This window comes from Paenibacillus sp. FSL H3-0329, from assembly GCF_037963285.1.
In the GTDB taxonomy this organism is placed as follows: Bacteria; Bacillota; Bacilli; order Paenibacillales; family Paenibacillaceae; genus Paenibacillus_AQ; species Paenibacillus_AQ odorifer.
This window is the reverse complement of record NZ_CP150150.1, coordinates 6447096-6474087: the sequence shown is the minus strand read 5'-3', so window position 1 is coordinate 6474087 and position 26992 is coordinate 6447096. Positions and strand designations below refer to the sequence as shown.

The window sequence follows — 26992 nt, the reverse complement described above, 5'->3', positions numbered from 1 at the left end:
ACAATTGGCACAGCACACAGTCTATTGGGCAAAGGAGGAATCCGCTGTACAGCCTATTTTCTAAAAAAAGAAGCTGCCTCATAAGTAGAATTCACTACTTTGGAGACAGCCTCTTGTTTAAATCTAATTTACTTGGTCACATCAGGTGTTCTAATCAATTACCTTTTTGCTGCGGAATTTCATCAGGAATTCATACACGACTGGCACTACTACAAGTGTCAGCAGCGTGGAACTGACCAAACCACCGATTACGGTCACGCCGAGCCCCTTAGAGATAATTCCTGCACTGTTTTCAAGTCCAGTAACCAATGGCAGCAATGCACCAATCGTTGCAAGGGCAGTCATCAGGATTGGACGTAAACGTGTGCCACCTGCTTCAAGCAAGGCTTGACGCGTAGTGAGGCCTTCTTTTTCCTTATGAATAACGCGGTCGATAAGGACAATCGCATTCGTTACTACGATACCAATCAACATCAGCGCACCCATGAGCGAGGACACGTTTAAGGTTTCTCCAGCGATGAGAAGGGCAACGAGTACCCCGATCACTGTGAAAGGAAGTGAGAACAGGATAGCGAATGGTGCTAATCCACCGCCAAATGTAACCACAAGCACGAAGTATACGATGGCAATAGCGGCCGCCATAGCAATTCCTAATTGACCAAACGTATCATTGATCTGCTCGGTTACACCGCCGAAGGTAACAGTTACACCATCAGGCAATTCCATAGCATCTACTTTTTCTTTCACGCTGTTCGAAGCGCTATTCACGTCACTCGAAATAATTTCGGCAGTAACATCTACCTTCATTTTACCGTCCATACGAGTAATCGAGTCAGGGGAGGAGCCATTTTCAATTTTAGCGACTTGCCCGATTGGCACGGAAATGCCTAGTGGCGAAGTCAAAGTAGCCTCTTCCATTTCTTTAATGCTCTTATACGTTTCTTTATCTGTTTCGATATAGACTTTGTAGTTCTTGCCGTCCAATTCTACTTCTGTGAGCACTGGACGTGTGCCTGCTGGACTCAGCTTCATCGCAATTTGTCCGGCTGTAAGTCCAAGGGAGCTAAGCTTCTGTTGATCCGCTACAATCGTATATTGATCGTAAGCTTCCTTGAGACTTGTTTCTGCGTCTTTGAAATTAGTGGTGTCAGCCTGTACGATTGAGGCAATCTCATCCGCGACTGGCTTCAGCTGATCCAGTTCATCTCCGAATACATTCACGGTCAGAGTGCTTCCACCCATGCCTCCACTCATCAGAGCGGACATGTCACCCCATACACCATCTGGCACTTCTGCGGTCAAACCTTCAATAAGCTTCTCTTTAACAGCTTCGAAATCAGGAGTATCACTATCATAAACGATGAAAAATAGTCCTGAATTGCTGGATCCACCCATACCCATCGGGCCTCCACCGCCGATGGAATATTGCATTTTGTCTATATGCTTCTGCGCTAAAATGTATTTTTCAGCTTTCAGACCTTGTTCTTGAACTTCCTCAATCCGTTGTCCAGCCTTTGGTGAATAAGTAAGCATTACAGTTTTATCCTCTTGGGATGGCATGAAGCTTACACCAATAGGCTTGATTAAGAATAAGCTGCCCGCAAGGAGAAGAACGGCAACTCCAAACGTAACGAGTTTATGAGAAAGACACCAGTTCAGAATCTTTTGATAACCAGCAGAAAGTTTGTCTGGTTTCTCGCTGTGAGTTTTTTTACGTTTCAATCCATTACGGAACAACGAGTGAGCCATTGCAGGAACTAGGGTAATCGCAACTACTAATGAAGCGAGCAGGGCGAAGACCATGGTTAGAGCGAAAGGCAAGAACAGCTCACCAACCATACCACTAACCAAAGCAAGTGGTAAGAAAACCGCGATGGTTACAATTGTAGAGGACATGATAGGCACGAACATTTCACGCGTGGCTGCACTGATTAATTCTCTGCCCTTCAGTTTCTCACCAGATAAGGAGAGCCGTCGATATATGTTCTCTATAACTACAATCGAGTCATCGACTACCCGCCCGATCGCGACCGTCATCGCTCCAAGTGTCATCATATTAAGCGTAATGTCCATCTGCCGCAGACACAGCACTGCAATCAGCAGGGATAATGGAATAGAGATGATAGAAATAATCGTCGAACGAATATTCCGCAGGAACACCAAAATGATAATTACTGCGAATAAGGCACCAAACACAGCTTTGGACAACATCGTATTTACGGAGTCCTCAATGGGCTTACCTTGGTCAAGCAGAACAGTAAGGTCAATGCCTTTATATTGTGCTTTTAATTCTTCAGTTTTGTCTTTAACGCCATTTACAACATCAACAGTGTTGGCATCATTGGCTTTGACAATCTGAATACCGATCGATTCTTTACCATTTGTACGGGAGATGGATTCGGAATTCCCCACAACCTCAATCGTGGCCAACTCTCCGAGCTTCACGGTTGGAAGTCCCATACTTGCAGCTCCGCCAGGAGCAGCATTTCCAGCACCTGCACCAGCAGCTCCGTTAGCAGCACCAGCGCCGGTAGCTCCAGCACCTGCACCAGCAGCTCCGTTAGCAGCACCAGCGCCGGTAGCTCCAGCACCTGCAGCACCTGCAGCGTTAGCGCCAGTTGGCATTACCGGTATGGTCACATTTTTAAGATCTTCAACGGTAGTGATGTTGCCGTCCACGACAACTGCTTTTTGAGCCTTGTCCATCTCGAATAGTCCTAGTGGAACACGGAGGGAAGAGCCTTGAATGATACCTTTAACGGTATCTTCAGTCAGTCCATATTGGCTGAGCTTATCTTGATTGAATTTAAGTGATACTTCTTTGACGTATTGACCAGAGATTTGAATAGAAGCCACACCCTCAACATCCTCTAGGGCTGGGCGAATATCGTTCTCAGCAATACGTGTCAATTCCTCAAGGTCCTGGGTATCTCCATTGGAAAGACTGAGCGAAACGACAGGCATTGAGCTAAGGCTAAAACGGGAAATGGAAGGCTTCTGCACATTGTCTGGCAATGAGACCTCATTTAGCGATTCGCGCACTGCTGCTGTAGCATTATCCAGATTTGTTCCGTAATCGAATTCAATTTGGATACTGGAGGCATTCTCCAGAGAAGTGGAGGTGATCGTCTTTACACCATCCACATTGCGGAGCTTTTGCTCCAACGGTTTGCTGACATCATTAACGACGCCTTCTGGTGCGGCCCCCGGATAAATGGTTGTTACGCTAAGATAGGGTATACTAATATTAGGCAAGGTTTCTTGCTTCATCGTCAGTCCGCTATATAAACCGGCAAACACAATAATTATCGTCAGAAGCCAAATGGCAAATTTGTTCCTGAGCGAGAAATTAATTAAGCTTTTCATAAGTTTCGTTTCTGCTCCTCTCGGCCCTTTTCTTTACGAAATAAGGCGCCATTATAAAAATTCATAATACTCACTATCCATGACTTTCTCTCTACCGAACTCTTCTTAGAGTCAATTAACGAAATACACATGAATTGTGCGGAATTGAGGCAATTAGCTTCCTCAGCTCTTCTAATTCTGCTGTGAGCTCAGAGCAGGATTGGAGGTTGGACAGCATCCCCTGAATGATTGCTTTTCGTGGGTGAGGTATAAGCACTTCACCTTCCAGAATATTGAGCGATTCCAGCAGATCGGCTGCTTCTTCGGATTCTATACTATTTAATTTACTGACCACAGTCTTCATTTCTTTAATGAGCTGTAATGGATTCTTTCGTTTATTCTCCTCATTCTCCGCCATCCAGTTCGCTAAAGTAGCAGAGTTGATTAGTGGAACCTGTTTACTAGTGAGTAAGCCAGACACAATCATATCCATTAGATTCATTAGATGATCTGCCATATCGGCAATGGGTACCTGCGTATCCTTACGAAAAATAACCGCAATATAAGACTTGATGAGACCATGTCCGATCATACATAAATCTCCGGTATAGGGAACGACGTCTTTTCCATAGAGCAACTCCATCTTCACCTGGAACCATCTTAAGAAGGAAGCGTTGTTTCTCCGCAGCCAGTCCGGGACTTCAGTATCAAATCCTTTGCCCGCAACCTCCTGAATTTGACGCTGCAAGAACTCGCGCAATTCGTACACGTGACTTAGCAGAATTTCTATCTGATTCCTAAGCTTCTCACGTGGTGTTCGTCGGGTTTCCTGTTCTTCACGTAACAAGGGATCACGAATCATCCGATAACAATAAAGGAAGATACTGCGCTCCAGTTCTTCTTTTGATTTAAATACCAGATACAAACTGCCCTTCGAAATCCCACATAATTCAGCGATCTCTTGCATGGATGTGGACGAGGAGCCTTTCACAGCGAATAACTGCATGGCGATCTTAATAATTTGTTCCTGCTTGTCAATAGTTTTATCATTCATTAAAGGATTAACCTCCTTTCTGACTACTGGGTTCTATAATTGACTAGTTGGTCAAAATTATTATATTCCATCCAACCAGGCAATACAAATATCGGAACAGAAGGGTTACAGTTTTGTCGTAAATAGACTTTTGCACAGTAATTAGCTAGGAAGAAAAGGGTTCTTCATGTAATATATAAAATGTGTCAATTTCGTGTTGCTTGTATGAATAAGAAGGTAGGTAGAGTATGAGAAGAGGACTTCAATCTATAATTATCATTGGGGCATTCATAGCATTTTATTATTTTGGTTTCGGCATTTTTGGGAGTACTGCGGGAACGATTATTAGTATCTTCTCCACTCTGACAGTTATTTCGATTAGCTTGGCTATTTTTATGGAGAACCGTAATCCTTCTACAACAATGTCATGGATCTTATTGCTTGCGTTGATCCCGGTGCTGGGACTGGTCTTCTATTTTCTATTTGGGCAAAATGTGTTCAAACGCCGTAAATATGATAAAAAGGCACAAAGAGACCTTATGGCCTACGAAAGAATTGAGAATGACGCTTTACGTACGCACCAAGATTGGTCAGTCTTTGATCCCTCGCGCCAAAAACTGTTGCTGTTATCCAAGACTTTAGCACGTACTCCTATTTCCTTTGCATCAGAAACTCGTATCCTCACTAATGGTGAAGAGACGTTTGGTACGTTATTGTTGGAGCTCCGTCAAGCTAAGCATCACATTCATATGGAGTATTACATCTTCCGGGCGGACCACATTGGAACACGCATTAAACAAATTCTGATCGATAAAGCTCGTGCCGGTGTTGCAGTCAGATTTATGTATGATGCCGTTGGCAGTTTTCAGCTTTCCAAAGCTTTTTTGAAGGAAATGAGTGACGCCGGAGTTCAGGTGGCTTCTTACGGAAATTCAACATCCTTTTTTTCCAGCCGTGTGAATTACCGGAATCACCGTAAAATTGTTGTGATCGACGGAGATGTCGGATTCATGGGTGGTCTCAATGTAGGCGATGAATATTTAAGCCGCAGTAAGACTTATGGATTTTGGCGTGACACACATATGTTGGTTAGAGGCGAAGCGGTACGGACGATGCAAATTATTTTCCTGCAAGATTGGATGCACACTACGGGTGAAAAAATACTGGAGCAAGACTACCTCACTCCACAACTTCGCTTTATGACAGGTGATGGAGCCGTACAGATTATTGCTAGCGGACCGGATAACGAACGTCGTGCGCTCAAAAACATTTTCTTCTCCATGATCACTTCTGCCGAGAAATCGGTGTGGATTGCCAGTCCATATTTTATTCCTGATGAGGACATCTTAACTGCACTGCGTGTAGCCGCTATTTCTGGTTTAGATGTGCGATTGTTATTCCCGGCTAAGCCGGATAAATGGATTCCTTTTCTGGCTTCACATTCTTATTTCCCGGCGTTGCTGGAAGCTGGCGTGAAGATTTATGAATATGAAAAGGGATTTATCCACTCTAAGCTGCTTATCGTCGATGGTGAAATAGCAACAATCGGTACGGCCAATATGGATATGCGCAGCTTCCACCTTAACTTTGAAGTGAATGCATTACTGATTCAGACGGAGAGTGTTGCTCGTATTGTGGCTGATTTTGAGCGGGATTTATTATCTACCAGCTTAATTGAGCATGAGGAATTTATGAATAAGCGTATGGTGATCCGTATACTGGAATCTGCTGCTCGACTTATGTCGCCGTTACTATAACCAAAAACCACCGCAGAGGGTGTTGTGCCTCATCTGCGGTGGTTTTTGCTTTAAAAAGTAGTTAAGCCCAAGGTGGTCTGCAACCGGAACAGGATATATTTGAACCAGGTCACTTCGCCCTGATAAGCCTCAAAAGGTAGGGTATACTCATGGTCCTCGTTATTCCACAGTCGATTGAAGTAGGCTTCCATCTGGGCATAAAGAGGCTGATCTTGTTTTACAGATACCCACAGATTATTCTCCAGGTTGTAGTCATCCAGATTGCGTGTCGTGAAATTGGTGGAACCGCCAAGAATGATGGAACTTCCAGTCTGTTTGGCAATGAAAAGCAGCTTCGAGTGATATTGTTCTTTGGTCGTGTTGTACCAGCGAATAGAGATTTTTCCGTTCGTGCGCTTGTTCAGGTTCATGGCAACTGGACGGTTAGGAATGCCGATTTTATCACGGCCGAAGGCGTTCTGATTGGGGTCCAGTATCAATCTTACCGTAGCCCCTCGTTCGGTAGCTTCTACCAATTCATCGAGAATTGCCTCATCGGCAAGGTAGAACATACCCATCCAAATGGTGTCACCCTCCTGTGCAGATTGGAGGGCTTGTCTTGCATATTTATATACCTTTCCTTCCGTTAAATAGCGGACTTCCATAGATTCTTCAGAGTGCTGGTCCTTATCCTTGGTGAAATCCGGCTCATAAGTGAGCAATGGCCCTGCATCCGAAAGATTGACCGCGGCCTGTTCCGTCTGGAGAATATCAGCAATAATTGGACCTTGTACTTCCAGAGCGATATTGGAATGATAGGCGCTGGCATCATGGATATTTCCTGAGGAGATTAGAGCGCTATTCTCACTAACAACCACCTTACGGTGGTTAGCTTTTACATTGAGTAGCTTCATATAAGAACGAGCAGTAATATCCGGTCCGCCGCTGGCCATAAGATTCGGAATCCGGCCTTCGCCCGACTGTCCGAACCATTGAATAAAGGTACGCCAGACAGCAGAATAAGCAGGCGTAGAATCGCGTAGAGCATTTACATCAGTCATTATCACTTTAATCCCTGCAGCCTTCATCTCTTCCAGGAGATGATTAGGTGCAGAATTGTAATTGGTATTAACCTCATCCGTAATGAAGACGATCTCCATCTCAGGATAAGTAGTTTTTTGTAAAATAAGCTTGTCCGTCAACATTCGACTGACTGGAGGAAATGACTGATTTTTATGGGTATAATCATTGAAAAGAAAGAGGTCAATCACCAAAAATTCATCGGACTCCTCGATAATTTGTAGAATCCTCGAAAGAATCTGACTTTCTTGAGTGCCCGTGGCTGTACCGTCCGAATAGGTTAAGTCGTGCCAGAAGGATACATGATTTGTTTTGTATATGGGGCTTTCAAAGGAAATACCGCTGGGTAGAGGTTTGTGCGTCTGATAAATCATTACGCCGGTTAACCAAAGGAGTAGAATGACGAAAGCCCATAACACCCGTGTACGGCGGCGTGAAGTGGAACGTTTCTTCGTAGTTAAACCGGGAGCGTAGTTTATATCTTTAGGTTTATGGGGGTGAACGGGTTGCTGACGATCTGAATTCATGGAAGTTCCTCCTGAAATTATTGCAGAGCACTTCCTTAGGATTGTGATGCTCCGGTGTATTACCAACCTATTAACACCTAGTGGAGCGAAATGAAGCAGCCCAAATATCCTTAACATTAATAAATAACATTCAGCTAGCTATAATGAGTTTGAACGATTAGTACGAAGTTTATGAAATTAATGATTACTAAACCGGAGAATTGTAATCGCTAACCTCATATTGTAAATTCATCTGTAGGGATATGTTATAATAAATCGAGTTTGGGAATAGGAGGAACGCAGCATGAATCATACGCCAGAAGAGGCCGTGCCATATGATGCGACTAGGCAGTCTGGCGCAGATCATGGCAAGGACCTGCCGGCTGTAGAGGCTTCTGACAAAAGATCTTTATTGCCTACATCGAAGACAGGCGAACGCAAAATTGAACATGTACGCCTTTGCCTAAATGAAGAAGTAGGTGGCGTCGGTGTGACTACAGGGTTTGAACATTACAGATTTCAGCATAATGCTCTTCCAGAGCTGAATTTTGACGATATATCATTGCAGACTACGTTTTTGGATCGCAAGCTGCGTACACCGCTGCTCATCAGCTCGATGACAGGTGGCAGCGCAGCTACAGGAGCGATTAACGCCCGGTTGGCCAAAGCTGCACAGCGTCGTGGTTGGGCGCTGGGTGTAGGCTCGGTCCGGGCGGCAGTGGAGCGCTCTGAGCTTACGGCGACCTTTTATGTGCGGGATCAAGCACCTGATATTCCGGTTATCGCCAATATTGGTGCTGTACAGCTGTCCTATGGTTTTGGGATTGAGGAATGTCGCCGGGCTGTGGATATCGCAGGTGCTGATTTTCTTGTACTGCATCTGAATGGGCTGCAAGAGGTCTTTCAACCGGAAGGAAACACTGGTTTTGCCTCTTTGCTATCCCAGATAGAGAAGGTATGCCGTGCACTTGAAGTCCCTGTAGGTGTGAAAGAAGTAGGCTGGGGCATTGATGGAGATGCAGCTGCACGTCTTTATAATGCAGGTGCGGCTTTTATTGATGTTGCGGGTGCAGGCGGGACATCCTGGAGTCAGGTGGAGAAGTTCCGCAGTGTAGATCCTATACGGCGGGCAGCGGCGGAGGCTTTCGCGGATTGGGGTACTCCAACAGCTGATTGTATCACAGAGGTGCGCGCAGTTTCCCCGCAGGGCGCTTTGATTGGCAGCGGCGGACTAAAACATGGCGTGGATGCAGCGAAAGCACTGGCACTTGGAGCTGATCTGGCAGGCTTTGGCCGCAATCTGTTAGGGCCGGCTGTCGATTCTGAAGAGGCGCTGGATGCTGCATTGGCACAGGTTGAGCTGGAGCTAAAAATAGCAATGTTTGGTATTGGCGCTCCAGATTTAGCAACTTTAAGTGGTACTTCCCGTTTAATACGTAAATAGGATGGTAAATATTGAAGCGAGGAAGTGAGTAAGATTATGATTAAACTGGTCCATATGGATGAGTCGGCCTTTCAATTTTTCTTAGGTCAAGCTACCCGGGATTATGCGGAAGATAAGATCAGCGCCGGTGCTTGGGATCCGGAGATCGCGATGAAGCTGTCTGAGGAAGCCATAACACGCTCTTTGCCAAAAGGGCTGCACACAGATGGTGCTTATCTATATTCTATAGTAGAAATAAGCAGTGATGAACAGGTTGGTTATATCTGGTTTAACGTAAGTGAAGGCCGAGGCGGCCGCGAGGCTTTCATTTATGATTTTTATGTTTTTGAACCGTTCCAGAGTAAGGGTTATGGCAAGCAGGCTATGATCGCACTCGATGAAGAAGCCCGGGAGATGAATGTTACCAAAATCGGGTTACACGTCTTCGGCCAGAACAATCGCGCATTTGAGTTATACAAAAAAATGGGATATATCGTAACTGACATCACGATGTCTAAAGATCTATAGTCCATAAGTGTGGGGACCTCGAAAGAGGTCCTTTTTTGTTGTTCTACTGAATTATTATGTAAATAATTGTGATAAATATATTTGATTTAGGATGATTAGGAAAATATGATTAAAAAATAAATTCCTGAAAATGGATTAAGTCATAAAGAGAGAAAAGGGGGGATTAAGGTGAGGCCAAGGACTGTATCGTGGGTGGTTGTTTCTGCAGTAGTATTACTATTACTGGTCAGCTGCAACAGTGGCGATTTACCAGGAAAGAAGAAATCTGAGTCTGAGCAAGTCCAGGCAAGTCCGGTTGCACCGCTAGCCTCTTCAGCTGTAGTTGAAGAACCATCAGAAATAGCTTTGCCTTCATTGACGGTAGAACAAAGGCTAGAGGATTTTGATTACATGTGGAAGATTATTGAGGAGAACTATCCTTTCTTAGAGGTGAATAAACGTCTCAATGGAGAGGATTGGCTTGCTAAAAAAGAGGAATACCGCAATAAAATAGCAGCCGTGAAATCGGATGATGAGTTTTTGAAACGTATGAGATTTGTCCTTAGCAGATTAAACAATGGGCATACAAATTTTATATCCAAGGAAGAATACCCCTGGTATCTACATACGTATGCTCAGTTAGGTTTTGGTTTTGAGCCTTGGGTCAACGTGTTTCAGCAGCCTAACGTATTGGCCCGTTACAACCAGAAACCTTTAGCGGAGCAGCAAAGCTCTAATGATATCAATAACGATATGCATAATGGTGGAGATGGAGTAGGAGATGTAACAAAAAAGACTTCTGGGAATGTAAAAAAAGTCATTATAGAGCCCGATCGAATCGCTTATCTCGGCATGCAAAGCTTTGACGGGAGTCTCATGGAGATGGACAGCTCCGAGATCCATGATTTTTTAATAGAGGTAAAGGACTATAAGACATTAATATTAGATATCCGTGGAAATGGCGGAGGAAACAGCGGTTACTGGAGAATTCATCTTGTCCCTATGTTGATCAATAAACCTATCGAATACAATACATACTTACTTTATACAAGAGGCAAATATGCGGAGACCTTTATGCAAGCACGTCAGATTACAAAGGGGCAACAACCTATTGCTGGCATCAAAGATGAGCAACTGCCCAAGCTGCCAACCGAAGCTTTAAAGATGTTTAAGACATATAGAAAAACAAATGATGTAGTAACCCCTAATAAATCTGTTGGATTTAAAGGAAAAATCTATTTGCTGGTAGATAGCTCTGTGTATTCATCATCGGAAGGTCTTGCAGCCTTTGCAAAAGGCACCGGGTTTGCAACGGTTGTAGGCGGCAGGACAGGTGGGGATGGACTAGGGATAGATCCGCTTGTTGTTGCATTGCCTAATAGCGGTTATCTCTTCAGGTTATCCTTTGAAATGGGTCTGAATTCTGATGGAAGTTGTAATGAAGAGGTAAAGACTGTGCCTGATGTGGAGGTTGATCCGGATAAATCTAAGCCATTACTGGACCAGCCGGCGATAAAAAAGGTATTAGAGCTTGCGCGTTCGGACACATCTGCTTGACATCCGGTGTTGCTGGCGAATATGTTCTAATATATAATGGTTTAGATCGTGTAGCTTATTCGGATGATCAATTTAGCTGAAAATAGGAGTTGTCATATAAATGGCTTTGAAAGCTGGAATCGTCGGTCTTCCTAACGTAGGAAAATCCACATTGTTTAATGCGATAACGCAAGCGGGAGCAGAATCCGCTAACTACCCTTTTTGTACCATTGACCCTAACGTTGGTGTTGTTGAAGTTCCAGACGAACGTCTTGATAAACTGACTGAGCTGGTACAGCCGAACAAGACCGTACCTACTGCTTTTGAATTTGTTGATATTGCTGGTCTCGTGCGTGGTGCCAGTAAAGGAGAAGGACTAGGCAACAAGTTCCTGGCCCATATCCGTGAAGTAGATGCTATCGTGCATGTGGTTCGTTGTTTTGAAGATGAGAACGTTACCCACGTTGATGGAAAGGTAAATCCGATCAGCGACATCCAGACCATTAATCTGGAGTTGATTCTTGCTGATATTGAGAGCATTGAGAAGCGGATTGAGCGTTCCCGTAAGAATATCAAAGGCGGCGACAAGAAATACGCTCAAGAAGTTGAGCTGCTAGAACGCGTCAAAGAAGTGCTCTACGAAGATAAACCTGCACGTAGTATAGAATTGTCTGATGACGAGAAGCTTATTATCCGTGATCTTCATTTGTTAACATTGAAGCCAGTGCTGTATGCGGCGAATGTAAGTGAAGATGAAGTGGCAAGTGCTGAGGACAATCCTTATGTACAGCAAGTTCGCGATTTTGCAGCTACTGAAGGTGCAGAAGTTGTTCCGATCAGTGCTAAGGTGGAAGCAGAAATTGCTGAGCTTGAAGGTGAAGATAAAGCTATGTTCCTGGAAGAGCTGGGACTGGAAGAATCCGGGCTTAACCGGTTGATTAAAGCGGCTTATAAACTGCTTGGCTTGTATACGTATTTCACAGCAGGCGTTCAGGAAGTTCGGGCGTGGACGATTCGTCGCGGCACCAAAGCACCTGGAGCTGCCGGTGTGATTCATACAGATTTCGAACGGGGATTTATCCGTGCTGAAGTAGTGGCTTACGCGGATCTTGTGGCAGCTGGTTCCATGAACGGTGCGAAGGAACGTGGTCAACTGCGTCTTGAAGGTAAAGAATATTTGGTGCAAGACGGCGACGTAATGCATTTCCGTTTTAACGTTTAAGAAGGTTTAAGTGTACGAATGATATAGGGGTCATCTCGAGCAGTGGGAGTTTCTATTGCTGGGATGATCCTTTTTAAAAATATAAGCTTTTTATTAAGGTATTGTGCGTACGGAACTGTAGCCATTTCACAATATCTTTGGTATAATATAAAGTCGTATATCTATTTTTATGACAGTACAAATTTGATGTTATATTTGCGAATTTGAAATTGAATCAGGAGAGGTGAATTCCCTTGTTGGACCGATTGCAATCCCTGGCGGACCGCTATGAGAAGCTCAGTGAACTGCTTTGTGATCCGGATGTTGCAAACGACAGTAAGAAACTGAGGGACTATTCCAAAGAACAATCAGACCTACAGCCTGCATTTGAGGCGTATACTGAATATAAGAGCGTAATGGAAGAGCTTGAAGCTGCTAAGCAGATGCAAGGCGAAAAGCTTGATGATGAGATGAAAGAAATGGTCAAGATGGAAATTGATGACCTTTCCAAACGTCAAGTGGAGCTGGAAGAGAGAATCCGCGTGTTGCTGCTGCCTAAAGACCCGAATGATGATAAGAACGTAATCGTTGAAATTCGTGGTGCAGCGGGTGGAGATGAAGCAGCATTGTTCGCTTCAGACCTTTACCGGATGTACACTCGTTATGCTGATGCACAAGGATGGCGCGTTGAGTTAATGGATGTTAACGCGAGTGATCTTGGTGGATTCAAAGAGGTAATCTTCCTTATTAACGGCCGTGGTGCATACAGTAAGCTGAAATACGAAAGTGGTGCGCATCGCGTACAACGTATCCCAGCGACCGAATCCGGAGGTCGTATTCATACCTCTACTTCTACGGTGTCCGTGATGCCGGAAGCTGAGGCTTTTGAGATCGAGATCCATGATAAAGATATTCGCGTGGATACCTTCTGTTCAAGTGGTGCAGGTGGACAGTCTGTAAATACGACCAAGTCTGCAGTACGTGTAACCCATGTACCTACAGGCATCGTTGCTACCTGTCAGGACGGTAAGTCACAGAACTCCAATAAAGAAAAAGCGCTGCAAGTGCTTCGTGCCCGTATCTCTGATATGAAACGGCAGGAAGAAGAGGCGAAGTATGCTGGTGAACGGAAGAGTAAAGTAGGTACGGGTGACCGTAGTGAGCGCATTCGGACGTATAACTTCCCGCAGAGCCGGGTTACAGACCATCGTATTGGCCTGACACTGCACCGTTTGGAGCAGGTTATGAACGGAGAAATCACTGAAATTATCTCAGCCCTTTCAATCGCTGAACAAGCTGACTTGATGGATAATATGGATAATGGAGAATAATGCTTTGAACGATGGCGTATATGTCATGTCGGAAGTCAAAAGCATCCGGGAAGCCTTTGCGGAGGCTTCTTCTTTTTTGAGCCGGAGCGGCTGCAATGAACCGCAGCGCAGTGCACAATTGCTGCTGGAGCATGTGCTTGGAGTGTCTGGCGCAGCTTATTATATGGCGTTGGCAGATCCTTTTCCAGCAGCGGTTAAGGAAGCATTTGAGGCGGGAGTTACCCGCCGGGGCGCTGGTGAGCCGGTGCAGTATATCATCGGCGAGCAAGAATTTTACGGGCGGCCTTTTGAGGTGACGCCTGACGTGCTTATTCCGCGGCCGGAGACGGAGCTGCTTGTCGAGGCGATTTTACGTTACGGCGCGGAGCTTTGGCCAAACGGCGTTGTAACGCCGGGCGAAGCGGCGCTGGATAGCGCGGGCGGAGATACGGCCCGCAACGGAGGCGGCGCGGGGGACGTGCGCGCCGCAAGACCGCTGACCGCCGTCGACATCGGCGCCGGCAGCGGAGCGATCTCCGTCACGTTGGCGGCGGAAGCGCCGGCGTGGCGGGTCTGCGCCGGCGATATTTCGCCGGCAGCTCTGGCTGTGGCCGAGCGCAACGCTTTGCGCAATGGCACAGCTGTGGACTTTCGGCTCGGCGATCTGCTCGAGCCGTTCACGGGGATGGAGACGGATATTCTCGTCTCCAACCCGCCGTACATCCCCGGCGAGGATATCGCCGGGCTGCAGCGTGAGGTGCGCGACCATGAGCCGCGCACTGCGCTGGATGGCGGAGCGGACGGGCTGGACCCGTACCGCCGCATGATGGAGCAGCTGACGCTGCTCCCGGCACCGCCGCGCCTGATCGGCTTTGAGCTTGGCTTCGGTCAAGCTGAGCAAGTCGCTGCACTCCTTGCGGCAGCGGGCCATTGGACGGAGATTATCACCATTAATGATCTGGCTGGAATCCCGCGTCATGTGCTAGGCATAACGAAATAATATTGCCTACTTTGCAGAGGGTTCCTTTGTCCAGGGTAGAGAAATTGTATTTTCAATCCGACTTCCTTTATAATAGTATTTAGCAGGATTTCTCAGGGGATCATAAAGAAAGACCGGATATAGAGTAGGGAGGCAGAGCGTGCTTCAGAAGATTAAAAAGATTGATGGTGCTATTGTAGTCGTTCTGTTATTACTCATGGTGGTCAGCATCTTCGCCATATATAGTGTTACTCATGGAAGAGAGAAGCTGGACGGACATCATATTCGTATGATGATGTATTATGCTATTGGTTTTGTAGCTTTTATTGGAATGACCTTTTTGGATTACAGAATATTAGTGAAATATGCGATATATATTTATTTGTTTGGGATAGGGATGCTGGTGCTCGTCAGCTTTTTGGGCGAGACTAAAAATAATGCACAAGGCTGGTTGACCCTGCCTGGAGGACTGAGTCTGCAGCCTGCTGAGCTGTTCAAGTTGATATTAATTCTTTTTCTGGCGGCCATGCTTGTCCGCAAGAATAAGAGTAAGCTTCTGTTCTGGCGGGATGTTGTGCCACTCGGCCTTCTGACCTTGTTTCCATTTCTTATTGTTCTTACCCAAAATGACCTTGGGAATGCCTTGTCTTACGTTGTGATTCTTGCGGGTCTGTTGTGGATTGGCAATATTAAATACACGCATGCATTAATCGGGCTGGTCATCGTGGCTAGTTCTGCGATTGCGGGAATTATGAGTTATATCCATTATCACGATGAAATTAAAACCTTTCTTACGGATATTGGGCGATCTCACTGGATTGAACGTTTTGATCCTTGGCTTGTTCCCGAAAAGGCAACAGAAAAGGCTAAGTATCATACCACCAATGCTAGAATTGCTATTGCTTCTGGAGGAATGAGTGGTGATGGCTATATGAAGGGAGATTCCGTTCAAACGAATCGTGTGCCATATACCTACTCGGACTCCATTTTCGTGCAAATTGCCGAGGAATTCGGTTTTGTGGGGGCGGCGCTGCTGCTGCTGCTGTACTTTATCCTCATTCACCGAATGATTCTGATTGCGCTGGAGTGTAAGGATAGAGCCGGGCCGTTCTTGATTGTCGGAATTGTCGCCATGATGCTATATCAGATTTTTGAGAATATTGGCGCGTTTATTGGTCTGATGCCTTTGACAGGTATCACGTTACCTTTCATCAGCTTTGGAGGTACATCCCTGCTTATCAACATGGCCAGCATTGGTTTGGTAATGAGTGTACGTCTGCATGGTCAGCAAGAGGAAGAAGATCTTCCAGACCCGGTCATAAATCATGTATCGGTTAAAGGTGTTTAGAATAGTCAAGGGTGAGAACCCGAAAGAAGCCTGATACTAAAAAGATCAGTAATGAGATAATATTTTTTGAAACTTAACAAAAGCGCATGCTGATTATCAGCATGCGCTTTTGTTAGTTAGTTATTAAATTCGGTATATTACAATAGGATATATCTCGCTTTAATGAATAATGCTACAGGAATTCTATGCCTTACTTTCCGTCGGATTAAAATATGGAAGCACCCATGGAATCTGCCTCGATTTTATTGTATTCAATTTCGCTTATCAGTAAGCGTTTAGGAATCCTCCGCCGAATATTTGATTGGGTCCCAGATTAGTGATTAGTAAATAGTAAGTTCCTGGAAGAACATTACTCCAACCGATAGTATACGGGCTGCTTTCTGCATAAGGCCAAGACACGTTTCTAACCCCTGCCGATTTACCGCTACTTTTGCTAATCAATTCATAAGAGATGATCGGAACTGCTTCGGTAGGAAAGGAAGTTCTTTGATGTATCGTTGCATAGACATCAGAATTTGAGGTGAAAGTTATTTCACCATTCGTTCTCTTTTGTGTGCCTGAAGCCCATCCATCCATTGTAAAAGTGAAACCTTCCGTATAGGAGAATATGCCTAATGAGTTATTGTTATTTTCATTAAAATTTGGCTGGTTTATATTTTGAGTTAGAGCTGCTTCTTCTTTAATCGATTCAATCTCATCAGCAGTAACTGTTTTTACAAAAGTAGTATCTGATGAGGTGACTGAGGTCGTAGCACTTTGTTCAACTTGATTAGAAGAGGTTTCTGCGGCAAATGAGCTTGTAGTATAAATGGAAGTTGAAGCAATGAGTGCCAAAGTCAGAGTAGATACAGTTTTTACTAGTTTCATAATGAACCTCCTTAAATTTATATAAATTGGATATTAAAGAAAAATATAGGCAATATACCGAATATGCCCACTATATCATAATGATTTAAAAAAGTAAAATATTCCCTTTATTTTCTTTTATAGGACTGTTAAGATCTCACTGAAACTGCTCGTTTCTTAAAATCATAGATTCATAGGTTTGCAGTCTCTTATCTCCGGGCATACTACTAGCATGAGAGTTAAGAGGAGAGGGGCTGCAACAAATGAACGATAATCATATGGATAAAAGAGATTCCTTACGTGTAACTTTTAAGTATACTGCCATTTTAATTTGTTTTTTTATGGTCCTCATGATGGCTTGGGAAGGTCAAAAAACCGATGCTGCAGTAGCTGAAGTATCTATTCCCCAAGAATCTATCCGGTTACGTATTCTAGCTAATTCTGACGGAGCGCAAGATCAGCTGGTGAAACGGCAAATTCGCGATAAAATTGTGGAGCAAATGAACCAGTGGGTATCTGCTCTTGAGGATCCGCAGAGCTTGGAGCAGGCACGTGCTCTGATTAGAAATCATCTGCCGGAGCTTAACGCTTTGGTTGGATCAGAGCTCGAGAAACGGGGCATTGAATATTCCTATAAAGTGGAGCTGGGCGTAGTCCCTTTTCCAACCAAATTATACGGTGGTACCGTCTATCCTGCTGGGGAGTATGAAGCTGTACGGGTCACGCTTGGTGCAGGCAAGGGACAAAATTGGTGGTGTGTACTGTTTCCTCCGCTTTGCTTTATCGATGCGGGCTCTGGAGATGCGGCAGCACCTGCTGCTGACAAAGGTACAAAAACAGTGTCTGCTGCTGGTGCGGATAACAGTGCTAAGGTGAAATCGGCAGCTGCAAAAACAGTGCAGGCTGATTCCTCGGCAGGAAGTGCTTCATCAGGAGAAACTGCTGCTGAGCCAGAGGTACGGTTCTTCGTCTGGGAGCTGCTGCAAAACCTTTGGAACTGGATCAGTGGATTATGGTCGTAAGACCCCAGATATGTTACTATTTTATAAGCAGATCTATCACGGCTCCCTACTGGGGCCGTTTTTTGCTAAGATAAATTATATCTTCTAGAAAGCCTGTGATGAGAATGAATGAACACAATAATCCTTTATTCGCCGTTCAGCGGCGGAGTGGAAATAGAGCTGAGACTGTATACTGGAAGTTGAATTCTGTTGAGGGAACGAACTCTGAGGTATTTCAGCCGAATGAAGCTGACAAGCTGGCGATAGCGGAGGCAGCAACAATGCTTCGCGAAGGCGGAACAGTGGCTTTTACAACCGAAACCGTCTACGGGCTAGGGGCGGATGCCCGAAATACGTCGGCAGTTGAGGCTGTTTTTGCAGCAAAAGGACGGCCCTCTGACAATCCGTTAATTGTACATATTTCGGATACGGCAGCTTTGGACGAGCTTGTTGCAGAGGTGCATCCTAAGGCGGCCGCGCTGATGGCAGCTTATTGGCCTGGTCCGCTGACAGTTGTGCTTCCTGTTCGTGAAGGTGTACTGTCGCCTTGTGTGACGGCGGGTTTGGATACGGTTGGTGTGCGGATGCCGGATCATCCGGTAGCTCTGGCGCTGATAAGTGCCGCAGGTTGTCCGGTTGCGGCGCCCAGTGCTAATCGTTCGGGTCGCCCGAGCCCGACATTAGCTTCGCATGTGATGGAAGATTTGGCTGGATACATTGATGGCGTCCTTGATGGTGGTGCTGCTGGAGTGGGACTAGAGTCAACAGTCGTGCAGGTACAGCCTGACGGAAAAGTTGCTGTGCTGCGCCCCGGCGGGATTACTTCGGAGCAATTGGCTGCAGTGGTGGGAGCAGAAGCTGTAAGCTCAGAGCCCGGTAATGCTGAGGCAACTGCTGCCTCTACTACTACTGTCATGGCTGATTCGGGGACGACAATCTCTGTTGTTGATTTAAGTACTGCTGAGCCAATCACAGCTAAAGCAACTACAGCACAATCTTCAGCGGATTGCCTGAATGTTAACAATCGTGAGCCTTTCGAAAGGGCATCCGCATCTATTGAGCAGCATGGTGCGGATGCTGCTGGCGGCATTTCGGCACCGCGCGCGCCGGGCATGAAGTACACGCACTACGCGCCGCGCGGCTGGCTTGGTGTAGTGCGCGGCTCTTCCCCGCAGCGCGTGGCGGACGAAGCCGCAAGTCAACTTCAGGCGGCGCAGCTAAACGGCGAGGTCACGGGCCTGCTCCTCTTTGAGGAACATAAGGCCCTTTATCCCGCCGATCCTGCCGCCTGTGTCCTTTCCCTCGGCTCGTTATCCTCGCCGGAGGAAGGGGCTCGCTCCCTATATGCCGCTTTGCGGCGTTTCGATGAAGCGGGAGCGACTTACATCTTAGCCGAGGCTTGCCCGTATACGGGCCTCGGCGCTGCCATCATGAACCGGCTTATGAAAGCCGCCGGCGGATCCGTCATCGACGCCGGATAACCACGGCGTTGCTTTTTCGTATATGACTCCCATATGAAGTCATGATTACCCCCTTGTCCGCATATCGTTGTTGTACAAGATATTTCGGACTTGGGGGGTTAAGCATGGGCTTAGGAGATGTATATACCGAATGGGGGCAGATTGTTACCATTACTATAATGGCGGTTGCATTAGGGATGGATGCCTTTTCGCTCGGTGTAGGGATCGGGATGAAAGGTATTCGTCTGCTGCATGTTCTGCAAATGAGTCTGCTCATTGCTGTTTTTCATATGCTGATGCCTCTCCTGGGTTTGTTGACAGGAAGTTATGTCGGACACTTGTTAGGTCAAGTAACGACTTATGCTGCTGGAGGTCTTCTAGTTCTTTTGGGCGGGCATATGGTGTACAACTCCTTTCGTCCGGATACGGGAAGCTCGCGAGCTATGGATCATCGAACCTTGTGGGGGATGATACTTCTTTCGCTCAGTGTGAGTATTGACTCTTTCTCCGTGGGTGTATCACTGGGGATGTTTGTGAATGGAGTGCTTTTGACCATCTTAGCCTTCGGTGCCTGCGGGGGACTAATGTCGATTCTAGGGTTGCTAATTGGACGGCATGTCAGTCGTGGTCTCGGGGATTATGGAGAAGCACTAGGCGGTGCAATACTTCTGGGGTTTGGCTTGCTATTCATCTTTTGATACAATAACGGCATTAGAATATTTAATTTCATGGGGGTGCAAAACATGCTGCATATTTTATTCGTCTGCACCGGAAATACATGCCGAAGTCCTATGGCTGAGGGGCTTTTACGAAAGCTCGCGAAGGAACGTGGAATCGACCTGGAAGTGCGGTCTGCAGGTGTATCCGCCATTTCCGGTACTTCTATATCAAGACATGCTGCAGCTATACTGCAGGAAGAAGGAATTCATGATTCAATGGAGTCGTCACAATTGACAGGTCAAGCTGTCGCTTGGGCCGACCTTGTGCTGACCTTGACGGGTGGGCATAAGCAGCATTTGCTGCAGTATTTTCCGGATGCTGTAACGAAAACCTATACATTGAAGGAATACGTGCATGATGAAGATGCGGTGACGGAAGATATCAAGGAATTGGACAGCCTTTACGCAGATGCGGAGTTGAGCTTAGCCCTTGGTGGTGAACCGAATGCAACGGATCTGCAGCGGATGATTGAGATTCGCCAGCGTATTCCGAGCTTCGATATTTCTGATCCATTTGGTGGCACGCGTGAGGACTATGAGCTAACTGCTGCTGAGATTCGCACTGCGCTATTCAGTTTGCTGGATAAGCTGGAAACCTTCCGCCATTTGTAAATGGTTGATTTTCAGTTCACTTTGCTTTAAGATGAAGTTACAAATAATCGGTTCCGATGTAACTGGCGACAAATGTGGATCAAACCACGATGGAGCATCGGAATAAACGGCCGGTCGCCTGGGCAAAAGAGCAAATCCGCAGCTACCTGCGGACTGCTCTTTTTTGTTTAAAATAAGCTTGTTTGAAGTTTGAGGAGGTAGAGTGATGGACGAAGTTGTGGAGCTATCATTAACTGATGCCACCGTCACTGTGTTAAGGGAGTTGGCGGAGGCTGGTAACCTTGGGTCAGGCAAAATTGTTGTCATCGGAGTGAGCACAAGTGAAGTTGCTGGTGTCCGGATTGGAACTGGTGGTGCACTTGAAGTTGCAGAACAACTGCTTGAAGGTGTTCGTTTAGTAGCAGCGGAAAAAGGATTTCACCCCGTGTATCAGTGCTGCGAGCATTTAAATCGTGCACTTGTAATGGAACGTTCTCTACTAGAGTCACTTGGTCTGAAGGAAGTATCAGCTGTACCTATACGAGGTGCTGGAGGTTCGATGGCTACGGCTGCTTATCACGCTATGAAAGATCCTGTTTTGGCGGAAACGATAGAAGCTCATGCTGGTTTGGATATTGGCGAGACACTGATAGGAATGCATTTACGGCGGGTAGCCGTTCCTTTCCGTCCGACTCTACGATACATTGGAGCAGCCAGAGTGAATGCGGCATGGACCAGACCCCCACTAATTGGCGGTGAACGTGCGGTATATCGTGCTCCAGAACAAAGTGGTTCACAGTTTTGTGATTAATGAACTTTAGTTTTATATTTTTTGCAGAAACGAAGACCTAAGTCTCTTTATAGCGGGCAAATCGTTTCTACTTAAATACAACATATCTACACACACTAGGGAGGAAATAAGAACATGGAACAATTGCGTAAGAGTGACCCGGCAGTACTGGAAGCGATGGAACTGGAACTGAAACGTCAGCGTGCCAACATTGAGCTTATTGCCTCAGAGAATATCGTTAGCGAAGCCGTAATGGAAGCTATGGGCTCCGTGCTTACGAACAAATATGCAGAGGGTTATCCAGGCAAACGATATTATGGTGGCTGTGAAGATGTAGATATCGTTGAGAACCTTGCTCGTGATCGTGCAAAAGAATTGTTTGGTGCGGATCATGTTAATGTACAGCCACACTCCGGTGCTCAAGCTAATATGGCTGTTTATCTGGCTGCGCTTAAGCCTGGCGACACTGTTCTTGGAATGAATTTGGCGCACGGCGGTCATTTGACACATGGTAGCCCAGTTAATGCTTCTGGATTGCTTTATAACTTCGTTGCTTATGGAGTACAAGAAGATACTTTCCTAATTGATTATGATGAAGTACGTAAAGCAGCCTTCAAGCACCGTCCAAAAATGATTGTAGCTGGTGCCAGTGCCTATCCGCGTATTATTGATTTCGAAAAACTTGGCGCTATCGCCAATGATGTGGGTGCGCTATTTATGGTAGATATGGCCCATATCGCAGGATTGGTTGCTGCTGGTCTTCATCCGAGCCCGGTTCCTCATGCTCATTTCGTTACAACTACTACGCATAAGACTTTGCGCGGTCCCCGCGGAGGTATGATTATGTGCAGACAGCCGTGGGCAGCTGCTATTGATAAAGCGGTATTCCCTGGTTCCCAAGGTGGACCTTTGATGCATGTAATTGCTTCAAAAGCAGTCGCATTTGGTGAAGCATTGCAGCCATCCTTTAAGACTTATGCTCAAAATGTAGTGAAGAACGCTAATGTTCTTGCAGAAACGTTGATCAGCGAAGGGGTTAACATTGTATCCGGAGGTACAGATAACCACTTGATGCTGCTGGATACCCGTAATCTGAACATTACCGGAAAAGATGCGGAAAAAGTACTAGATTCCATCGGGATTACTGTGAATAAAAATGCAATTCCATTTGATCCTACAAGTCCTTTTGTAACAAGCGGTATTCGGATTGGTACACCTGCAGTCACATCCCGTGGTATGGACGAGCAGGCAATGGTCACTATTGGACGTATCATTGCTAATGTTCTAAAGAATCCGAAGGATGAGGCAAACTTGGCAGAATCTGCCCGTCAAGTGGCTGAGTTGACTGACCAATACCCTCTTTATCCAGAGTTGAAATACTAAATCTTTGCTTCTAATAAGAAATGATTCTGCCTCCATCAATACCCTCTTCCGGGTTTGATGGAGGCTTTTTTGTTGCATATTGTTCACAAATATTACTGCAGTTAATAGATGAAATTGAATGAAATTAATCATGAAAGTTCATGGAACTTTCAATAAAATTAGTGAAAATAATGTGAATAGTATGAAAAAGCCAAAGTTGCACAACATAATCTAGGTTTTATAAGTGATTGGTTTCCTAATTAAGCCAATCATTACCTTTAAAAACAAGGAAATACAAGGGAATATGTTCAATGTGAGTTCAAGTACCATTCTGAGGTGAAATGCAGCGGCGGGAGTGCTATAATAGACAGGATTTAGCCACTGAGAAGCAAAGCGCTTTCTATGGCTATAGACAAGACTTACAATTACCGGAGGGACAGTAAATGGGAAAATTGGTGATTTGCGATCATCCTTTAATTCAACACAAACTAACATTTATTCGCGACGTTAGAACAAACACGAAGGATTTCAGAGAACATGTTGACGAAGTTGCCACATTGATGGCTTATGAGATTACACGTGATATTCCACTGGAGACCATTACGGTACAAACACCGGTCACTGAAACGGAAAGCAAAGTGATTTCGGGAAGAATGCTGGGGCTTATTCCTATTCTTCGTGCGGGTTTAGGTATGCTTGAAGGTGTACTGAAGCTTCTACCTGCGGCTAAAGTAGGACATGTAGGGCTTTTCCGTGATCCAGACACTCTTCAACCAGTGGAGTATTATATCAAGCTTCCAACTGATGTACAGGAACGTGAGTTGATAGTGATTGACCCGATGCTTGCTACAGGCGGATCCGCAATTGCTGCGATTACCTCACTGAAGAACCGTGGTTGTACACAGATCAAAATGATGAACTTGATTGCAGCGCCAGAAGGTGTTGCTGCAGTTCAGGAAGCTCATCCGGATGTTGATATTTATGTAGCAGCGCTTGACGATCATTTGAATGAACATGGTTACATCGTGCCAGGCCTTGGTGATGCTGGTGACCGTCTTTATGGAACCAAGTAATAAGTAATTAAGTATTAAGTATAGTAATGCGAGAATATTTGATGAGAGGGTAGGGGTTATGTCCAAAATCAAAGTAATGACTATTTTCGGAGTGCGCCCCGAGGCGATCAAGATGGCTCCTCTGGTTCTTGAACTGAAGAAGCATCCTGAGCATATCGAATCAATAGTATGTGTAACAGCGCAGCATAGAGAACTGCTCGATCAAGTGTTGGAAGTGTTTAATATCACCCCTGATTACGATTTGGATGTGATGAAGGACCGTCAGACCTTGAACGAGATTACTATTCGTGTGCTTGAAGGTTTGGAACCTGTACTGAGGGAGGTTAAGCCTGACCTCGTGCTGGTGCATGGGGACACCTTAACAACGTTTTTAGCTAGTTACGCTTCCTTCCTGCAGCAAATTCAGGTTGGGCACGTAGAAGCAGGACTTAGGACATGGAACAAATTGTCTCCTTATCCTGAAGAAATGAACCGTCAATTAACAGGTGTATTAGCCGATCTGCATTTCGCTCCAACCGATTGGTCAGCTAGTAATCTGAGACACGAGAACAAAAAAGAATCAAGTATTTATATCACAGGCAACACCGTAACTGATGTGTTTCAATATACCGTACAGCCGGATTACCGGCATCCTGTTTTGGATTTTGCTTCAGGAAAAAGACTTATTTTGATGACCGCTCACCGCAGAGAATCTCAAGGTGAACCGCATCGTAATATCTTCCGAGCTATTAAAAGAATCGCTGATGAATTCGAAGATGTCGCCATTGTTTACCCTGTGCATCCGAGTCCTGCCGTTAAGGAACCTGCACATGAGATACTGGGAGGACATCCAAGAATTAAGCTGATTGATCCGCTGGATGTCGTGGACCTGCATAATTTTTATCCGCATACCCACTTGATATTGACCGATTCCGGCGGTCTGCAAGAGGAAGCTCCTTCTTATGGAGTGCCTGTTCTTGTGCTTCGTGATACAACGGAGCGTCCCGAAGGGATAGAGGCTGGAACGCTGGAACTTGTGGGCACGGACGAGGAGAAGGTGTATCAACGAACACATGCTCTTTTGACTGATAATGAGCTCTATCAGTCGATGAGTCGGGCCGCCAACCCGTATGGAGATGGCAAGGCTTCCCAACGGATTGTCAATGCGATTTTGCACCATTTTGGTGTTAATAAGGAACGTCCTGAAGAGTTTCACAGAATGTTCACAAAAAATAAATAATTTCAATTAAACTAATATCTGATCTGATTAAAATCAACATACAGTGAAACTGTACGGTTTATATGGTTTTGGAACGTTTTGCTGTGATTATTTTCATGTTTTCAAGGGTTTTTAGGCAATGTTCAATGAATTGACAAAGACTCAGGAAATTCAGTAAAATTAGTTGGGATTGTAGCCCATGAAAGAACAAAATAGCAAGGACAGCTTGTTACAGACCGCGCTTGTCATTGGAAGTGCAGGCACTTTGCTTGCCGCTTACATTCTTATTGGTTTTTTTGCGGCAAGATGGCTGAAAGACCTGATGGAGGGACCAAAATATTGGCTCGCCATTGGCACTATAACTGGAATGATTCTGGGAATTGTGAATGTCGCCTTGTTAATTAAAAAATTTTTGGGGGAGCAGAATGGATAATATGACTCCCATGATCAATACCGTCACTAGAGTTACGCTCGTCCTTATGGCAGGACTCTTAATGGGCTGGGTGCTTCATCATGAGACCCGGGCAATTACACTGGGCATGACTCTGGGTCTGGTGGCGGGATTGGTAAACTTTCGTTATCTGGCCGTCAAGGTTCGACGGGTTACGCAGTCGATTGCGAGCAACGAAGGGAATGCCTTCAGCCTCGGTTTTGTTACACGGATTAGCTTCGCAATTTTGGTCACCATGTTCTCGGTCAAGATTGAGCATTTCTCCCTGGTAGCAACTGTTTCGGGCGTATTCATTCCTCAGCTTCTCGCCATTCCTGCGGGGATATATCTGAGTGTGAAGAATAAGCTTTAACCAGATTAAAGAGAAAGGGGGATGATACTATGCATGACATGCCGAAAATATTTGTCGGGGGAATACCGATAGATTTATCCGCCGTGTTGATGCTTCTGATCAGTTGTACAGTGGTATTTGTTCTGGTTATGCTTTCGGTTCGTAAGCTTTCCGTTGAAAATCCATCCAAGCTTCAGAACTTCATGGAATGGGTTGTGGAATTTGTAGAGGGTGTCATAAGCAGTGCCATGGATCTGAAGAAAGGAAAACCTTACATATCTTTAGGGTTGACATTGATTCTGTTTATCTTTGTTTCCAATCTACTTGGATTGCCTTTCTCCGTTGTAACTGAGGCGCATGGACCTGTAACAGTGTTTGGCCACGTGATTGAAGCAACTAAGAACTTGGCGAATGGTGAGCATGCAGAAATTTTATGGTACAAGTCGCCAACTGCTGACATTAATGTCACTGCAGGATTGGCAATCATAGTATTTGTACTGATGAACTTTCTGGGCATTAAGCTCAACGGCAAACATTATTTCAAACACTACATCGAGCCGTTTCCAATCTTTTTGCCACTGAACATTATCGAAAACCTGGCAAAACCTGTAGCGTTGGCTATTCGTCTATTCGCTAACATTTTCGCCGGAGAAGTACTAATTACAGTCATTTTGAAGCTGGGGATTCTCAGTATTCCGTTCCTGGCTGTATGGCAGGGCTTCAGTATTTTCGTCGGGGCACTACAAGCGTTTATCTTTACGATTCTGACGATGGTTTATATCGCACAGATGACGATTCACGAAGAAGAAGCACATTAATGAACTGCTGCGAAGAGAACGGCTATCGTCTGATTTTCCTTCGTGGGAGATATCTTATATCATTAAACACAAATATGAACCGAAATTAAAGGAGGATATTTACAAATGGAATTTTTAGCAGCAGCAATAGCGGTTGGATTGGGTGCACTTGGCGCAGGTCTTGGTAACGGTATGATCGTTAGTAGAACAGTTGAGTCCATCGCTCGTCAACCAGAAGCGAAAAATGCTTTGCAAACAACAATGTTTATTGGTGTAGGTATCGTCGAAGTTATTCCGTTGGCAGCAACAGTTATCGCATTCCTGATTATGTTTACTTAATAAACCGTAGTTACGGTTTGGCGGGGACGG

At 45.4% G+C, this 26992-nt stretch carries 24 protein-coding genes and 1 riboswitch; of the genes, 20 read left to right on the top strand and 4 right to left on the bottom strand.

Translation table 11 applies throughout. The features are described from left to right. Positions 1–150 precede the first annotated feature (150 nt). A complete protein-coding gene (locus tag NSQ66_RS28615) occupies positions 151–3366 on the bottom strand; it encodes an efflux RND transporter permease subunit (protein ID WP_076140706.1) in 3216 nt (1071 codons plus the stop codon). Positions 3367–3481: 115 nt separating this feature from the next. Next, positions 3482–4399 (bottom strand): TetR/AcrR family transcriptional regulator, encoded by a 918-nt coding sequence (locus NSQ66_RS28610; RefSeq protein ID WP_036681609.1) that lies wholly within the window; start codon positions 4397–4399, stop codon positions 3482–3484. Positions 4400–4626: 227 nt separating this feature from the next. Between NSQ66_RS28610 and cls the strand changes: the two genes are divergently transcribed. Next, complete coding sequence (gene cls, locus NSQ66_RS28605) at positions 4627–6135, top strand: cardiolipin synthase (RefSeq protein ID WP_036681607.1); 1509 nt, start codon at positions 4627–4629, stop codon at positions 6133–6135. Between the two features lie 50 nt (positions 6136–6185). Here cls and NSQ66_RS28600 read toward each other — a convergent pair whose 3' ends face one another. Further along, positions 6186–7721: a phospholipase D family protein gene (locus tag NSQ66_RS28600; RefSeq protein ID WP_076140708.1), complete on the bottom strand. Its 1536-nt coding sequence runs from the start codon at positions 7719–7721 to the stop codon at positions 6186–6188. Positions 7722–8004: 283 nt separating this feature from the next. Between NSQ66_RS28600 and fni the strand changes: the two genes are divergently transcribed. The 7 genes from fni (at position 8005) to NSQ66_RS28565 (ending at position 16004) form a co-directional block, all read left to right on the top strand. Then, positions 8005–9144: a type 2 isopentenyl-diphosphate Delta-isomerase gene (gene fni / locus NSQ66_RS28595; protein ID WP_081388014.1), complete on the top strand. Its 1140-nt coding sequence runs from the start codon at positions 8005–8007 to the stop codon at positions 9142–9144. Between the two features lie 36 nt (positions 9145–9180). After that, positions 9181–9651 (top strand): GNAT family N-acetyltransferase, encoded by a 471-nt coding sequence (locus tag NSQ66_RS28590; RefSeq protein ID WP_235219460.1) that lies wholly within the window; start codon positions 9181–9183, stop codon positions 9649–9651. Between the two features lie 168 nt (positions 9652–9819). After that, positions 9820–11187 (top strand): S41 family peptidase, encoded by a 1368-nt coding sequence (locus NSQ66_RS28585; RefSeq protein WP_141118436.1) that lies wholly within the window; start codon positions 9820–9822, stop codon positions 11185–11187. Positions 11188–11287: 100 nt separating this feature from the next. Further along, on the top strand, positions 11288–12388 hold the full coding sequence (gene ychF, locus NSQ66_RS28580; RefSeq protein WP_036681604.1) for a redox-regulated ATPase YchF: 1101 nt from the start codon (positions 11288–11290) through the stop codon (positions 12386–12388). Positions 12389–12621: 233 nt separating this feature from the next. Beyond that, the gene (prfA, locus tag NSQ66_RS28575; RefSeq protein WP_036681601.1) at positions 12622–13698 is read left to right on the top strand and encodes a peptide chain release factor 1; all 1077 of its coding nucleotides are present in this window, start codon (positions 12622–12624) and stop codon (positions 13696–13698) included. A 25-nt stretch (positions 13699–13723) separates the two neighbouring features. After that, positions 13724–14677 carry a peptide chain release factor N(5)-glutamine methyltransferase gene (gene prmC, locus NSQ66_RS28570; protein WP_256721403.1) on the top strand — a complete coding sequence of 318 codons (954 nt, stop codon included), beginning with the start codon at positions 13724–13726 and terminating at the stop codon, positions 14675–14677. Positions 14678–14816: 139 nt separating this feature from the next. Beyond that, complete coding sequence (locus NSQ66_RS28565; protein ID WP_036681594.1) at positions 14817–16004, top strand: FtsW/RodA/SpoVE family cell cycle protein; 1188 nt, start codon at positions 14817–14819, stop codon at positions 16002–16004. Between the two features lie 264 nt (positions 16005–16268). On the opposite strand, the gene NSQ66_RS28560 is transcribed toward NSQ66_RS28565, so the two are convergent. Continuing rightward, positions 16269–16871, bottom strand: coding sequence for a hypothetical protein (locus NSQ66_RS28560; protein WP_036681592.1), 603 nt, complete (start codon positions 16869–16871; stop codon positions 16269–16271). A 242-nt stretch (positions 16872–17113) separates the two neighbouring features. Between NSQ66_RS28560 and spoIIR the strand changes: the two genes are divergently transcribed. From spoIIR to atpE, 12 genes are all read left to right on the top strand, one after another. Then, entirely contained in the window at positions 17114–17872 is a 759-nt protein-coding gene (spoIIR, locus tag NSQ66_RS28555; RefSeq protein WP_081382511.1) for a stage II sporulation protein R, read from the top strand. 104 nt (positions 17873–17976) lie between these two features. After that, entirely contained in the window at positions 17977–19332 is a 1356-nt protein-coding gene (locus NSQ66_RS28550) for an L-threonylcarbamoyladenylate synthase (protein ID WP_076140837.1), read from the top strand. Positions 19333–19436: 104 nt separating this feature from the next. Continuing rightward, a complete protein-coding gene (locus NSQ66_RS28545) occupies positions 19437–20009 on the top strand; it encodes a manganese efflux pump MntP family protein (RefSeq protein ID WP_038573646.1) in 573 nt (190 codons plus the stop codon). A 45-nt stretch (positions 20010–20054) separates the two neighbouring features. Then, the gene (locus NSQ66_RS28540; RefSeq protein ID WP_036681588.1) at positions 20055–20642 is read left to right on the top strand and encodes a low molecular weight protein arginine phosphatase; all 588 of its coding nucleotides are present in this window, start codon (positions 20055–20057) and stop codon (positions 20640–20642) included. A 48-nt stretch (positions 20643–20690) separates the two neighbouring features. Continuing rightward, positions 20691–20773: riboswitch (ZMP/ZTP riboswitch) on the top strand. 74 nt (positions 20774–20847) lie between these two features. Beyond that, a complete protein-coding gene (locus tag NSQ66_RS28535) occupies positions 20848–21432 on the top strand; it encodes a TIGR01440 family protein (protein ID WP_038573643.1) in 585 nt (194 codons plus the stop codon). 114 nt (positions 21433–21546) lie between these two features. Then, the gene (gene glyA, locus NSQ66_RS28530) at positions 21547–22794 is read left to right on the top strand and encodes a serine hydroxymethyltransferase (protein WP_038573642.1); all 1248 of its coding nucleotides are present in this window, start codon (positions 21547–21549) and stop codon (positions 22792–22794) included. Positions 22795–23216: 422 nt separating this feature from the next. After that, on the top strand, positions 23217–23846 hold the full coding sequence (gene upp, locus NSQ66_RS28525; protein ID WP_036681583.1) for a uracil phosphoribosyltransferase: 630 nt from the start codon (positions 23217–23219) through the stop codon (positions 23844–23846). Positions 23847–23904: 58 nt separating this feature from the next. Next, positions 23905–25065 (top strand): UDP-N-acetylglucosamine 2-epimerase (non-hydrolyzing), encoded by a 1161-nt coding sequence (gene wecB / locus NSQ66_RS28520; protein WP_036681581.1) that lies wholly within the window; start codon positions 23905–23907, stop codon positions 25063–25065. A 178-nt stretch (positions 25066–25243) separates the two neighbouring features. Then, entirely contained in the window at positions 25244–25477 is a 234-nt protein-coding gene (locus NSQ66_RS28515) for an AtpZ/AtpI family protein (protein WP_036681579.1), read from the top strand. Beyond that, positions 25470–25847, top strand: coding sequence for an ATP synthase subunit I (locus NSQ66_RS28510; RefSeq protein WP_036681578.1), 378 nt, complete (start codon positions 25470–25472; stop codon positions 25845–25847). Before NSQ66_RS28515 ends, NSQ66_RS28510 begins: the two co-directional genes overlap by 8 nt. Positions 25848–25876: 29 nt before the next feature. Further along, on the top strand, positions 25877–26644 hold the full coding sequence (gene atpB / locus NSQ66_RS28505; RefSeq protein ID WP_036681575.1) for a F0F1 ATP synthase subunit A: 768 nt from the start codon (positions 25877–25879) through the stop codon (positions 26642–26644). Between the two features lie 105 nt (positions 26645–26749). Then, entirely contained in the window at positions 26750–26962 is a 213-nt protein-coding gene (atpE, locus tag NSQ66_RS28500; RefSeq protein ID WP_036681574.1) for a F0F1 ATP synthase subunit C, read from the top strand. Positions 26963–26992 lie beyond the last annotated feature (30 nt).

Coding starts and splice junctions, on each gene's coding strand:
- NSQ66_RS28515 (WP_036681579.1), top strand. CDS start 25,244: ATGAAAGAACAAAATAGCAAGGACAGCTTGTTACAGACCGCGCTTGTC.
- cls (WP_036681607.1), top strand. CDS start 4,627: ATGAGAAGAGGACTTCAATCTATAATTATCATTGGGGCATTCATAGCA.
- atpE (WP_036681574.1), top strand. CDS start 26,750: ATGGAATTTTTAGCAGCAGCAATAGCGGTTGGATTGGGTGCACTTGGC.
- spoIIR (WP_081382511.1), top strand. CDS start 17,114: ATGAACGATAATCATATGGATAAAAGAGATTCCTTACGTGTAACTTTT.
- upp (WP_036681583.1), top strand. CDS start 23,217: ATGGGAAAATTGGTGATTTGCGATCATCCTTTAATTCAACACAAACTA.
- NSQ66_RS28610 (WP_036681609.1), bottom strand. CDS start 4,399: ATGAATGATAAAACTATTGACAAGCAGGAACAAATTATTAAGATCGCC.
- NSQ66_RS28550 (WP_076140837.1), top strand. CDS start 17,977: ATGAATGAACACAATAATCCTTTATTCGCCGTTCAGCGGCGGAGTGGA.
- NSQ66_RS28615 (WP_076140706.1), bottom strand. CDS start 3,366: ATGAAAAGCTTAATTAATTTCTCGCTCAGGAACAAATTTGCCATTTGG.
- atpB (WP_036681575.1), top strand. CDS start 25,877: ATGCATGACATGCCGAAAATATTTGTCGGGGGAATACCGATAGATTTA.
- NSQ66_RS28535 (WP_038573643.1), top strand. CDS start 20,848: ATGGACGAAGTTGTGGAGCTATCATTAACTGATGCCACCGTCACTGTG.
- NSQ66_RS28560 (WP_036681592.1), bottom strand. CDS start 16,871: ATGAAACTAGTAAAAACTGTATCTACTCTGACTTTGGCACTCATTGCT.
- NSQ66_RS28590 (WP_235219460.1), top strand. CDS start 9,181: ATGATTAAACTGGTCCATATGGATGAGTCGGCCTTTCAATTTTTCTTA.
- prmC (WP_256721403.1), top strand. CDS start 13,724: ATGTCGGAAGTCAAAAGCATCCGGGAAGCCTTTGCGGAGGCTTCTTCT.
- NSQ66_RS28545 (WP_038573646.1), top strand. CDS start 19,437: ATGGGCTTAGGAGATGTATATACCGAATGGGGGCAGATTGTTACCATT.
- ychF (WP_036681604.1), top strand. CDS start 11,288: ATGGCTTTGAAAGCTGGAATCGTCGGTCTTCCTAACGTAGGAAAATCC.
- NSQ66_RS28510 (WP_036681578.1), top strand. CDS start 25,470: ATGGATAATATGACTCCCATGATCAATACCGTCACTAGAGTTACGCTC.
- fni (WP_081388014.1), top strand. CDS start 8,005: ATGAATCATACGCCAGAAGAGGCCGTGCCATATGATGCGACTAGGCAG.
- wecB (WP_036681581.1), top strand. CDS start 23,905: ATGTCCAAAATCAAAGTAATGACTATTTTCGGAGTGCGCCCCGAGGCG.
- glyA (WP_038573642.1), top strand. CDS start 21,547: ATGGAACAATTGCGTAAGAGTGACCCGGCAGTACTGGAAGCGATGGAA.
- NSQ66_RS28540 (WP_036681588.1), top strand. CDS start 20,055: ATGCTGCATATTTTATTCGTCTGCACCGGAAATACATGCCGAAGTCCT.
- NSQ66_RS28600 (WP_076140708.1), bottom strand. CDS start 7,721: ATGAATTCAGATCGTCAGCAACCCGTTCACCCCCATAAACCTAAAGAT.